Source organism: Nevskia soli DSM 19509 (genome assembly GCF_000711955.1).
In the GTDB taxonomy this organism is placed as follows: Bacteria; Pseudomonadota; Gammaproteobacteria; order Nevskiales; family Nevskiaceae; genus Nevskia; species Nevskia soli.
In genome coordinates, this window is the sequence record NZ_KL543999.1 from 149,475 (window position 1) to 162,148 (window position 12,674).

Sequence of the window (12,674 nt, forward strand, 5' to 3'; positions counted from 1 at the left end):
GGCCCGAAGCTGTCCCTGGTGAGCAAGCAAGATACCGTCTTGCTGGTCAAGCCCGATGAGAGACCAGAGCGGGGTTATAGGGCTGGCCGGTTTTGATGATGCCATAGGGAATGTGGACCAGCTTGCGCATCAGCACACCGAGTGCCGCCATCTTGGCTTTGCCGCTCTGGACGAAGTGGTCATAGATACGGCGTAGCTGCGGGTTGTGCCTGAGCGCTGAGACCGAGGCCATGTACAGCACCTTGCGCAGCCTGGGATCGCCCTGCTTGGACAGCCGCGGCGGCTGGTGCACGCTGGTGCCAGAGCGGTGATGGACCGGGATCAGACCGCTGCACGCGGCGGCCTGCCTGGCGCTATCGAAGTGCTTTGAGCGCAGCAGACAGAGCAGCTGATTGGCGGACTTGTCGCCCACCGCGGGGATGGTCTGGAGCAGATCGCGCTGCTGCTTCAGGCCAGGGTGCTGGTCGTAGTGATCGTCGATGGCCTGTTGCAGGCGCTTGCGCTCGTCCTGGAGCGCTTGGATGGTGCGCTCCAGCGACTCGAGCACCAGCGCCGGGGTGGCGGTGGCTCGGGCCTTTTCGCGCCGGTTGTTCTCCCGCTGCAAGTCCTCCTCCACCGCAGCCAGACGCGCCACCAGAGCCCGCAGGACGCGAATCTCCAGTGGCGGCGGCTGCCAGGGGATCACCTCAGCCTCGGCCCCATAGCGGGCCAAGGCGCGGGCATCGACCGCGTCGGTCTTGTTGAGAATGCCGTGGCCGCTGGCGAAGTCCCGCACTCGCTTGGGGTTGGCCAGCACCACCTCGGCGCCGGCCTCGAAGGCGGCTTCAGCCGCCAGCTCGTGATAGATCCCGGTGGCTTCCAGCACGATGCGGCAGGCATTGATCGGAGCTCCAGATTTGGCCTGTGCCCAGTGCAGCAGCTTCTGCACGCCAGCCACGTTGTTATCCGCTCGCAGGGCGTACCACTTGCGCCCCTCCGGTAGCCACAATGCCGCATCCAGCTTGAGTTTGGAGACATCGATACCCAAGACGACCATCAGCCACCTCCTTGTGCGCGAGTCCGTGCCCAATAGGCCAACGTTTCCTTGTGCATGCAGACTCACGGATGATCCGGGTCTTGGCTACCGTCCAGTTTCAACAAGGGCACTAAAGGGACAAGGCGGGACTGATCTACGCCGCAGACTCATGGTCTCAGGGTGCGCCCAGTGTGCCCGCCTTGTCCTGTACCCGTCGCGTTTCGGGTACGGGGATAAGATACAAGGGTGCGCACCGCGCACGCGGATGTGCCGACGTCTCAAGGTGTAACGCGTGCGCAGTGCGCACCCTACGCTTGCTATCGGCCCTAACCTGCCGCTTGCGACCGTCAGCTTTGCGGCATCGTACGACCATGTCTAACCACGCAACAAGGGTACGCTGCGCAGTATGGAACTAAAGGGTACCTATGGAGTTGTGTATGAAACAAGTATCTCTTTCTGAAAAAGATTTGATGATGATTGTCGAGTGCATGAAATTTAGGCTCGACTGGTACAACAATCGAATTGGCGAGCTTGAAAATGATGACAATGCTCAATCTGAAGCTGTAAATGACGCTTGCTTCTTGGACAATCTAATAGGCGCTTTAGAGGCCAAGCTCAAATAGGGGCACGATTCCGGCCCGGAGCAGCCGGTTGCGAACGGCGGCTTCCCGGTAGGCTAACGGCATAAAAGCACGCGACGGCGGCCTGTACGAGTTCCACAGGAACTGCACATCTCCGACACGTCAGTGGCACCGGAAGAACGTACCCTGCAGCACAAGATAATCCAACCAGGGATTGTGATGATTCTCCGCAGTCTTCTCATCACCATCAGCCTTATCCCGTCGACGGTCCTGGCCCAGGGCCTCCGCTGCGACAGCAAGGCCTTGAGCGCGACTGAAACCACCATCTGTGGGGACTACGATCTCAAGGCGCTGGACCAGAAACTCAACATGGCATTCCGGGCGGCCACGAAGGTGTCGGCGGACGCCCCGGGGCTGAGGGGCTCGCAGCAGACGTGGCTGAAAGCGGTCCGGGATCAATGCAAGGACAAGGCCTGTTTGATGCCGGCGTATCAACAGCGAATCGCCGACCTGGACACCGCGTTCCTCGACCAAGCAAAAGTCATCGATACGGCATTGGATGGTCGTGAAGTGGCTGAACTGTGCCGATCCGTCGCGGCGGCAGCCGACCAGGGGCGCATCCAGGAATTTGCCGTCCCCGGCGTTGCGCCGAACACAGTGACCGACGGCAGTACACAACGGTGGGGTCTTACCAATAAGGACGTGGAGCAACTGCCGCGTGACTCCGGCGAGTTTGAAGAGCTTTATCGGCTGCGGCCAAGCCGGCAACGTCCGCCGGAGCGCTTCGCCCGAGTCTTCACCGGAGGGACCTGCGCGGCTTACAACCTAGTCAACGTCGAGCGCCATCTGCGAGCCGGTCCTGACGCCCGTGATGTCGAGGATGTGGACGATCCCGACGAGGAAATCCGATGGGCTTATTGGGGCGGCGGCGACTTCCCGATTTTCTACAAAGGCAGAAACCTGGTGATCACCTCCGATCTGTCCGATCCTAACAAGGTAAACATGGTGTCCTGGATCCAGCCCGATGGAACCCAGCGCCCCCTCTGCCTGCTGGAGGTTACGAACACCCAACGCACAGTAACCACGGCCAGGAATCCCGCGCTGTGCTCCGGAATTGCCGGGGGAACCATCAAGCCGCTTGGCTGGGAAAGGATCACGGAGCGACTTCCACTCAGTCACGACACTGCCACCTACCGGGAGGACTTTGTCCGGCGCTACGGCGATTACGCCGATGACGTGTCCCTCCTACGGATTGACATCGACGGCAGCGGCACCCAGCAGAATATCGGGGCGTTTGAATACGCCTCCGGCGCCGGATGCGGTTCTGACCACGGGTGGCTGCATGTGATTTCCGATGACTTCGGGGCAATCGTTGACAACCCGCTGAACACCGTCCTCGGCGGCTTTTCAGGTTCGTTTGACGTGTACCGGTTTCAGGGTGGTATCTACCTGGGGGATCAAGATGGCCGGCACGTCGATGAAGTAGTCAGACTCAAGGGCGACCATGTTGAGCAAGTGTGCGCATTCGGGAAGAAAGTCACCACGAGCGTGAAACGATTGTTCCCCCTGGCAGCAGGCGGGACGCAATGACGAAGTGAACTGAATCGCAGCCGGAGCATGACCTCTTGTCCAGCCGCTTTCTGGCGATGAATTTCAAGGGTTGAACGACCGCAGTTGGCACAACTGTGATCTGCGTCACAATCAGTGGCCGCTTCGGACCAACAAGCGGTGCTCTGTGCCAGGTCTCGGCCCATGGACTGCCTGTCATGCGTGCCCGCTTTCCGGTAGCCTGAAGAGCCTCGGGTGTCACACTAAATAGGCATGAGGCACGACAACTCATTGTTTTGCGGAGGAACCCATGGCAACTGTTTATATCGAAGCCCGACCCAAGGGACGCCCCCAAGGCGAACGCATCGACGACTATGTTGTCGAGGACCACGCGGACCACGTGCTGCACACCTCGCGCACTCAAGAGGAGGCGATCGCCTGGGCGCAACGCAACGGCCACCACCCGCATGTCGCGCGTGTCCGGCACCTGAACGACAAGAAGAAGCCGGATTACTGGCGCGCCGTGTAAGCGACATACCCTGCACCGGCGCGGCTCTATTCTGCGTGGACCGTCGCTTGCCGGCCCGATGCTGTCGTTTATGACCAGCAGCTATTGGGTAGCGAGCAGCAAGCAAGGGTGCGCACCGCGCACGTCTACAGACCGCTGCCGGCCGAGGCTGTGTGAAAACCTATTTTGAGACTTACATTTTCGGTCCGTACTGAGCAGAGCAATAATAATTGGCCCGATCTACACAATTATCGTGGCACACAAAAGTGCTTTTTTTGGATAGTTTGTTTGATCAAGATCCGGCTCCTGGCGTTTTCACACAGCCTCGGCCCATACTGGTCGGTCGTGAACGGCTGCTTTCGAGTAGGCTAGGTTATGGACCCCCGCACCATCGTCTCTCACCTCGAAAAGCCACTGGCGGAATACGTCCCGGCGGTGGTTTCCGTATGGGATATTGTTTTGGCAGGCTTGCAGTGGCCAGGAGAGTATTGGGCCGGACTGGCGGTGTCCTGGTTGGAACAAGGAGCGCCCTTGGATTCCAGCGTCGCAGATGAACTGGACAAGCTGTCGTCAAACGCAAGCCTCTCGCAAGGCTTGAGACATCGGGCATTTGGGCTTGCGCGTCGTTTCAATGCGCAGCAGCCGTTTAAGGAGTTCGACGTGGTTCGTGTCGTGGCCTTGAACGGGAAACGCAACTACGACGGGACCGAAGGTTCGAAGCGACATCCCCAAATTGGGGATGTCGGCACGGTAGTCCACGTCCTAAAAAACGAGCAGAAGGAGAGCCCCGCCGCGTTTACCGTTGAGGCGGTGGCACCGAATGGAGATACTTTATGGGTTGCGGACTTCGCGAAAAATGAATTGAAGCGAGAGCAGCAAAGCGAAGCCACGGCATCAGAGCGAGCAACTTTTTCTGTAGTAGACCACTTTGAAATTGCCGGACGCGGCGTTGTCGTGCTCGGAAGCATTCTCAGCGGAACGTTCAAGGCAGGAATGCATGCAGTCGGAGCAGAGGGGTATGCTCCACTAAAGATTTCAGGCGTTGAGTTCTTACGTGGAAGTAACCCAAATGCTTCGATAGGCATCGTGTTTCGTGAGCATGCTGGCCTTCAGGCTCTACGAGGTCAATTCCCTTCAGGCAACATCTTGGTTGGAGAGGAAGCGTAGGGTGAGCGGCTTACGCCGTCCGTGGGTAGCAGTCGGCCCATTCCAGTCGGTCGTGAACGGCGGCTTTCAGGTGGGGAATATTCGAATGTTCAAAAAGCTGTTTGGAAACTCGACGACTACGCTGGCTCAATCAAGCGAGCCTACGACATCACCACGCCCGCCTGAACCTGCGAAATCGGCAGGACTCGAACCGCAGGGACAAACGGACCCTCTTGCTGGCGCCAAGGCTGGAGGCAAAGAAGTTCTCCGCCTCTTGCTTGTCGGTATGAAGAGCGAGCGAGGCGTACACATTGAGTCTTTACTCTGCGCCCTCGGGGCATTGGCAGGGTATGCCTGCCAAGCAAATCTCCGCACTCAAGCAACTGCCAAGGGAATGAATCCCGATGCTCCGTTCCAGGTGGTCGCCACTAAAGACGGCAAGAAGTACTACTTTGGCGATCCTCTGAACAAAACCCTTGCGGAAGGGCATCTATCGGTATGGAGCCTTGTCGCTGGCGCCGCCAAAAGAGCGGGGGCCCAGACACTACCTGATCTCAAAGAGATATTTGCGCGCACAAGTGCGACCCTGGGCTCGCCTCAATGGGGTCAACTCAAGTACCCCGAGGGGCACGCCGCTGGGGATGCTCCTATCAACTATTTAAAGACACTCTGGCCAAAATTGCTGCCCATCGTCACAAAGCTGGCAGGCCAACCCATGCTGTGGCCGACCGTTTATGCATTCGCGATTCAAGAGACAATACAGTTGGCAAAAAACACTATCGAACCAGGGTTGGCGTTGTTGATTGTTATGGAGGCTGCAATTCCGATGTCGAAGGTTAATCTTGACGAGAGCTAAAGAATGAAACCTCTTCGAGCAACGCCGGATGAGCTTAGGCGCTGCCCTATCACTCATCTGTCCGCTTTGTGGCGGTGAATCTCGAGGGTTGACCGGCAACTCCTGGCACTGAGGAGCCAGTCATTCTTCGTCCCTTCGGTGGCGCCTCTACTATAGCTGCCAATTTCGGCAGTAGCAGATCGTCAATTCCGCCGGTCTGGGCATCTACTGGTCGGGCTTATTCTGTTCCTGCGCTGGATCTCATCACCCCAAATTCCCGATGGAAATAGTGCGACGGATAGTTCCAGCAATGCAGTTGGCGTAAACAAAGTGGATTGCTCCGCCGGTCCAAATGCAAGGGATGCAATTCGCAAAAGATGCTGAGCGCCTTGAAAGCCCCTTGATTTCATGCCGTAAAAGAGGGAGCCGCGGCGGGGAAGATGGTGCTAGCCCAACCGTGGAGGCTGCGCCACCACGCAATCCGGGTAGCCCGATTTGGTGTAACGTTACGCTCCCCGGCTACTTACGGCCGGCTTTAACGGATGAATCCCATGGCAGTAACCAGGAAGGAAGCGGCTCTGGCCGCGAAGCAGGCCCGCAAGGACAAGAAGAAGGCCGCGCGCGCCGCTGCGCCGAAAAAGGGCTGATAACCCTTCGCCTCCGTCCTCATCGCCAGCTCGATGAGGACGGATGTCCGCCCCGGCGCCACAGGAGAACCGCTTGACACAGAAGGACGAACTGCGCGGCATCTACGCCGAATCGGTCGCGGAAGCGCAGATCAGCAGCATGATCGCCGAGAAGATGCTCGTCCTGGTGCCGGACCGGCAACTGGCGATCGAGGCCGCCCAGGAAGCCATCGCCGAATTCGAAGCCACCGTGCTGCCGGAGATCGACGCGGACATGCGCCCCCACGCGGAAAGCATCATCCGCAAGCTGCGTGAACGCTATGTACCCCGGCCGCCGGCCCAGCCCGGCAGCACGCCACCGGTGCGCCTGCGCCTGGTATCGAAAGCCCCCAAGGATCCAGAAGCCGGCCCGACGGAGTAGGCATTTCCGACCTCAGGCTGAACAGTCCCGGTAGCCCGGGAAGCGCGCAGCGCTACCCGGGGAGCCTTACGGGCATCCGCCGGAATTCCGGACAAGACACACACGCCATGCCTCGCGGATACTGGTCGCCCCCAGGAATCCGTTGAAGGACCGTCGGTGAAACATTTCTCGATGCGCAATTCCGCAGACGGACAGGCAACGCTGAATTCCTTGCGAAGCAAGGGGTATGGTCGATACGCCTCCCGTTTCGCCTTCCGCACGATTGCTCTGGGCCTCCTCTCCCTGTGCCTGTCCGCGCCGGCTTTTGCGGCAGCCCCCAGGTGGCCCGCCGCCTCGGCGGAATCGTCGGGCATCGATCCCATAGCGCTGGATTCCTTGTATGAGGACCTGTCGAAGGATCCCCACGGGGATCTGAAAGGCATCGTCGTTCTCCGCCACGGCCATCTGGTCAGCGAGCGTTATTTCAACGGCGACGGGCCGGACACGCTGCACGATATACGCTCGGCCACCAAGAGCATGACCGCCACCCTGATGGGCCTGGCGATCGACCGCGGTTACATCCGCAGCATCGACGATTCCATCGCGGACTACCTGCCCGGCATGCCCAGGGACGGCAAGGAGAAGATCAGGCTCCGGGATTTGCTGACCATGCGTTCCGGGCTCGATGCCGACGACGACGATCCGGCCACGCCCGGCAACGAGTCGAATCTGGATCAGTCGCCTGACTGGATCAAGGCGGCCTACGCGGTGCCGGTGAAAAGGCCTCCCGGAGAGCAATATCTCTACTGCTCCATCAACGCGTTTCTGACCGGCGCCATCGTCGAAAACGCGACCAAAATGCCCCTGGATGCCTTCGCCAGGAGGAACCTGTTCCATCCGCTCGGCATCGACAGGTTCGAATGGCGGCATGTCCCGGTCGATCGCACCACCGGGCAGGGCAACCTCCAGATCAGCGCCCGCGATGCGGCGGCGTTCGGTGAGCTGTACCTGCAAAAGGGCAAATACCACGGCCGCCGGATCGTGAGCCAGGCCTGGGTCGAGCAGAGCATGACCGGCCAGGTGCCGATTTCAGCCGCCGATCCTTACGCCGATTTCTACAGCAACATGTGGTACACCAAGGCGGAGCCGGTCGGCGACGGCTCCATCCTCGTGCACTTCGCCTCCGGCAACGGCGGCAACAAGATCTATATCGTGCCGTCCCTCGATATGGTGGTCGCCATCACCTCCAGCGCCTACAACCACGGCTACGGCCAGAGGCGATCGCAAGACATCTTGCTCAGGTTGCTGTCGATCACCAGGCCATAGTCATTTGCGGGTTTGCCCCGCATACCGGGCAGGAGAGAGCCCCCGGCGATGCGCCTCCGTGCGTTTGTATCCGAATTCACTAAAGGCGCTAAAAACCCGGAAGCGCCCAAAAAGCCCACCGCCGACCCGGCGGAATAACCGCTTCATCCCCAGGTTTTCCGGAACGTCGGCACTTCGCACTGCCCGGACCTGCTCCGGATTGCGAAAAGCATGTGTAACTCACTGTAATAACTGGTAAATGCGGTGTATCCGCTCTCGTAGAGCGGCGTTTTGCGCACCTCGCTCGCCGCATGCGTGCCAACAACAAACCTTGGCACGCATGGCACGCATGGCATTCCATGGTGAGCGGCCAAGCCCTTAAACCAGCCGCCCGCCTGCGGTATCCAACTGCAACATCGAGCACCGCAAAGCCGCGGTGCGGGTCGTCGCCGCGGGGGGAAAGGGGCTATGCGTCTGACCGAGTTGTCGCAAACCAATCCGGCCGCCATCGTGGCCGGCGCCTTGATCCTGTTGCTGTTCGGCTCCCTGGCCCTGATCCAGTTGCCGATCCAGCTCCTGCCGAATACCACCCAGCCGCGCATCAGCGTGGTCAGCGGCTGGCGCGAAGCCGCCCCGGCGGAAGTGGAGCAGGCCCTGGTGGAGCCGCAGGAGAACGTGCTCAACGGCATGTCCGGCGTCACCGAGATGCGCAGCTTCATCCAGCGCGGCTTCGGCATCATCAACATCACCTTCGAGCTGGGCACCGACATGACCCAGGCCATGATCGATGTGCTCAACCGGCTCAACCGCGTCTATCCCACGCCGCCGGTGGACTCGGACCGGCCGCAGGTCATCGGCGGCAACGGCAACTTCAACCAGGACGTGGCCGCCTCGCTGCTGCTGCGCCCCCTGCCGGGCAACGAGGTCACCGACCTCGCGCGCTACCAGAAGCTGATCACCGAGGTGATCAAGCCGCGCCTGGCGCAGGTGCCCGGCGTCTCCAACGTCAACATGCAGAGCGAGCGCCCGCGCCAGGTGCAGGTCGACTTCGATCCCTTCCGCGCCGCCGCCCTCGGCGTGTCGGTGGACAAGATCACCACCGCGCTGTCGCGCGCGCAGGATTCCTCCGCCGGCTTCAGCGACGTCGGCCGCCGCCAGCTCACCGTGCGCTTCACCGGCCGCGAAGCCGTGCCGGACCTCGGCGGTCTCATCCTCGGCTGGAGCAACGACCGCCCGATCTACCTGCGCGATCTGGCCGAGACCACGGTCGATCTGGCCGACCAGCACAACTTCACCCTGCGCAACGGCGAGCCGGCGTACTACATCACGCTCTCGCGCACCAACCAGTCCAACACCGTCGCCATCATCGACGGCGTCAAGCAGGCCCTGGCCGAACTCAACGACGGTCCGCTCAAGGCCGACAAGCTCTACCTGGAACTGTCCTGGGACGCCAGCGTCTACGTGCGCCGCGCCATCGGCTTCGTCCGCGACAGCCTCATCGTCGGCGTGCTGCTCGCCATCGGCGGCCTCTGGTACTTCCTGCGCGGGCCGCGGGCGCTGACCGTGATCGCCGCCACCATCCCGCTGTCGCTGGCCTTCGCCGTCATCACCCTGCACATGCTGGGCCGCACCCTCAACGTCATCTCGCTCGCCGGCCTGGCCTTCTCCACCGGCATCGTCACCGACGCCGCGCTGATCGTGCAGGGCAACATCATCCGCTACGTGCAGGCCGGGCGCGGCGGCCTCAAGGCCACCAGCGAAGGCGCCAGCGAAGTGATCCCGGCGCTGTTCGCCTCGATGCTCACCAGCATCGCCATCTTCCTGCCGGTGCTGTTCATGAAAGGCGTGGAAGGGCAGCTCTTCGCCGATCTCGCCATCACCATGGCGGTGGCGCATGCCGGCTCGCTGCTGGTGGCGGCCACGGTGATCCCCGCCGCCAACCGCTGGGCCCTGGCGCGCGCCATCCCCGATGACCAGCACAAGCACTGGTGGAGCAACATGGCCGGCCTCGCCATGCGCATGACCGACACACCGATCCAGCGCGGCGCCTGGATCGGCACCCTGGTCTGCGGCAGTGCGCTGTTCTGCTATCTGTTGGTGCCGAAGGTCGACTACCTGCCGGTGGCGCCCACCGACAACCTCCAGGCGCCGTTCCAGGTCGCTGCCGGCAGCAACATCCGCACCATCCGCGACGAGCTGGGCAAGACCATCGTCGCCCGCCTCAAGCCGCACATGCAGGACGGCAAGCAGCCGGAAGTGAAGTACTACAACCTGTACATGGACGACTCCGGCAACAACCAGCTCACCGTCTACCCGAAGAACCCGGGCGAGGGCGCCGCGATGCAGAAGACCCTGCGCGACGAAATCCTCGCCGGTCTGCCGGACACGGAAGCCTACGTCAGCCGCGGCTCGCTGCTCTCCGTCGACGGCGGCAACGGCCGCGGCATCTCGCTCGACCTTCAAGGCTCCGATATGCCCGGCCTGCTCGCCGCCGCCAAGGTGGCGCAGCAGGAAATCACCGCGGCCCTGCCGGGCACCTATCCGCAGCCCACGCCGCCACTGTCCCTGGCCGAGCCGGAATTGCAGCTCAAGCCGGAAGAGTGGCGCATCTCCCGCGCCGGCCTCGACCGCTACAGCGTCTCCTCCGCCTTGCGCGCCCTCACCGGCGGCCTCTACATCGGCGAATACTTCGACGGCAACGAGCGCATGGACATGATTCTGCGCGGCCCACGCTGGCGCTCGCCGGAAGAACTCTCCGAGTTGCCCCTGGTCACACCGGCTGCCGGCGTGCAGACCGTCGGCGATCTTGCCGAGCTGAAGCAGACCGTCGGCCCCACCACGCTGCTGCGCCTCAACGGCCGCCGCACCGTCGACATCTTCTTCGAGCCGCCGGAGAACATGACCATCGCCGACGCGCAGAAAGTACTGCGCGAGAAGGTCGAGCCGCAGGTGCGCGCCGTGCTGCCCGCCGGCGCCACGCTCAGCTACAACGGCACCGCCAGCGATCTGAAGAAAGCCCTCAAGACCATGACCAGCAACTTCGCCCTGGCCATCGCTATCCTGTTCGCGCTGATGTCGGCGCTGTTCCGCTCGGTGCGCGACAGCTTCATCGTCCTGCTGGTGCTGCCGGTGGCCATGGCCGGCGGCGTCGCCGGATTGCGCTTCCTCGGCCTGTTCCACTTCCAGGCGCTGGACCTGCTGACCATGATCGGCTTCATCATCCTGCTCGGCCTGGTGGTCAACGCTTCCATCCTGCTGGTGGACCAGACCCGCGCCCGCGAGCGCGCCGGCGTGCCGCGCCGCGAAGCGGTGGCGCAAGCGCTGGAAACCCGCGCCCGGCCCATCGTCCTCTCCACCCTTACCGCCGTGCTCGGCATGCTGCCCCTGATGCTGGCGCCGGGCCTGGGTGCCGAGATCTACCGCGGCCTCGCCACCGTCACCGTCGGCGGCATGGTGCTCGGCACCGCCTTCACCTGGTTCCTCATGCCCAGCCTGCTGCGCCTGGGCGAAGCACAACCTTCCATCGCACTCAACGAGGTTCCGGCATGAAGTCCCCCAGGAACATGTCTTTCACCCTCTCCCTCCGGGAGGGGGGCAGGGGTGAGGGACCGCGCTATTGTTTCGGGAAATACCTTGATGGGAAGGGTGCCGGTGCATTGCTGGGATTGACGGCAGGTCTCGTCATCTCCTTATTGGCAAGTCAGAGCGCCCTGGCCGTGGCGCAAACGCCTTCGGCCTCGGTGCGCGTGGTGCCGGCGGAGTTGCGTCAACTTTCGCCGAGCATCTCGGTGTCGGGCCAGGTGCAGAGCCACAGCACCGCCAGCCTCTCCGCCTCGGTGGAAGGCAATCTCGCCTGGATCGCGGACGTCGGCACCGTGGTCAAGGAAGGGCAGGTGGTGGCGCGCCTGGATACCGCGCAACTCTCCCTGCAGCGGGCCGAGCTGAAAGCGCGTGTCACTCGCGCCGAGATCGCGCTGAAACAGGCGCAGCACGAGTTCGAACGCCTCTCCGCCGCCGGCGACGCCATCACCCGCGAACAACTCGACTTGCAGGAAAACACGCGCGACCTCGCGCGCAGCGATCTCGAAATCGCCAAGGCCACCCAGCACGAACTGGAGGAGCGCCTGTCTCGCATGGAATTCCGCGCCCCGTTCAGCGGCGTGGTGGTGGAGCGGGTCAAGCGCGCCGGCGAGTACGCCGCGGTGGGCGACGTGGTGGCGCGCCTCGGCGGTAACGGCGGCATGGAGATCCACCTGTTCCTGCCGCTACGCCATGTGCGCGCTATCCGTCCCGGCAGCGTGGTGACGGTGCATGTCGACGGCGCCACCACCAGCGCGCCGGTCAAGGCCATCGTGCCGGTGGGTGACGCCCTCTCGCAAAGCTTCGAAGTGGTGCTGGACGCGCAACATATCGTGCCGCTGCCGGCAGTAGGCGCGCTGGTTCACGCCGAACTGCCGTTGGGCACACCGCAGCAACTGCTGGCGGTACCGCGCGACGCCCTGATCATCCGTGCCGAAGGCATGACCGTATTCCGCATCCGCAACGAAAAAGCCGAACGCGTCGCGGTCAAGCCCGGCATCGCCGACGGCGACTGGATCGCCGTGGATGGCCTGCTCACCCCTGGCGACAGCGTGGTGATCCGCGGCGGCGAATCCCTGCACGACCAGGACAAGGTCCAGATCGTCGCCGCGCCTCCGATCTGATTCCCCA

The 12,674-nt window shown here is 62.4% G+C and carries 10 protein-coding genes; 9 read left to right on the plus strand and 1 reads right to left on the minus strand.

The window, feature by feature from the left end; translation table 11 throughout:
• Positions 1 to 46: 46 nt before the first annotated feature.
• A complete protein-coding gene (locus BP26_RS0124920; RefSeq protein ID WP_029923262.1) occupies positions 47 to 1,036 on the minus strand; it encodes an IS110 family RNA-guided transposase in 990 nt (329 codons plus the stop codon).
• Positions 1,037 to 1,452: 416 nt separating this feature from the next.
• Between BP26_RS0124920 and BP26_RS29945 the strand changes: the two genes are divergently transcribed.
• The 9 genes from BP26_RS29945 to BP26_RS0124965 all read left to right on the plus strand — a co-directional run bounded on the left by BP26_RS29945 (position 1,453) and on the right by BP26_RS0124965 (position 12,667).
• Positions 1,453 to 1,638, plus strand: coding sequence for a hypothetical protein (locus BP26_RS29945; protein ID WP_157572759.1), 186 nt, complete (start codon positions 1,453 to 1,455; stop codon positions 1,636 to 1,638).
• 177 nt (positions 1,639 to 1,815) lie between these two features.
• Entirely contained in the window at positions 1,816 to 3,186 is a 1,371-nt protein-coding gene (locus BP26_RS28095) for a lysozyme inhibitor LprI family protein (protein ID WP_157572760.1), read from the plus strand.
• A gap of 268 nt (positions 3,187 to 3,454) precedes the next feature.
• Complete coding sequence (locus BP26_RS0124935) at positions 3,455 to 3,673, plus strand: hypothetical protein (protein WP_029923264.1); 219 nt, start codon at positions 3,455 to 3,457, stop codon at positions 3,671 to 3,673.
• A gap of 354 nt (positions 3,674 to 4,027) precedes the next feature.
• Positions 4,028 to 4,819, plus strand: coding sequence for a hypothetical protein (locus BP26_RS29950; protein ID WP_157572761.1), 792 nt, complete (start codon positions 4,028 to 4,030; stop codon positions 4,817 to 4,819).
• Positions 4,820 to 4,904: 85 nt separating this feature from the next.
• Positions 4,905 to 5,654: a hypothetical protein gene (locus tag BP26_RS29955; RefSeq protein WP_157572762.1), complete on the plus strand. Its 750-nt coding sequence runs from the start codon at positions 4,905 to 4,907 to the stop codon at positions 5,652 to 5,654.
• Between the two features lie 699 nt (positions 5,655 to 6,353).
• Entirely contained in the window at positions 6,354 to 6,680 is a 327-nt protein-coding gene (locus BP26_RS0124950; RefSeq protein WP_029923266.1) for a hypothetical protein, read from the plus strand.
• A gap of 171 nt (positions 6,681 to 6,851) precedes the next feature.
• Entirely contained in the window at positions 6,852 to 7,985 is a 1,134-nt protein-coding gene (locus BP26_RS0124955; RefSeq protein WP_084183436.1) for a serine hydrolase domain-containing protein, read from the plus strand.
• Positions 7,986 to 8,432: 447 nt separating this feature from the next.
• Complete coding sequence (locus BP26_RS0124960; protein WP_036517992.1) at positions 8,433 to 11,513, plus strand: efflux RND transporter permease subunit; 3,081 nt, start codon at positions 8,433 to 8,435, stop codon at positions 11,511 to 11,513.
• A 143-nt stretch (positions 11,514 to 11,656) separates the two neighbouring features.
• A complete protein-coding gene (locus BP26_RS0124965) occupies positions 11,657 to 12,667 on the plus strand; it encodes an efflux RND transporter periplasmic adaptor subunit (protein WP_169740782.1) in 1,011 nt (336 codons plus the stop codon).
• Positions 12,668 to 12,674: the final 7 nt, after the last annotated feature.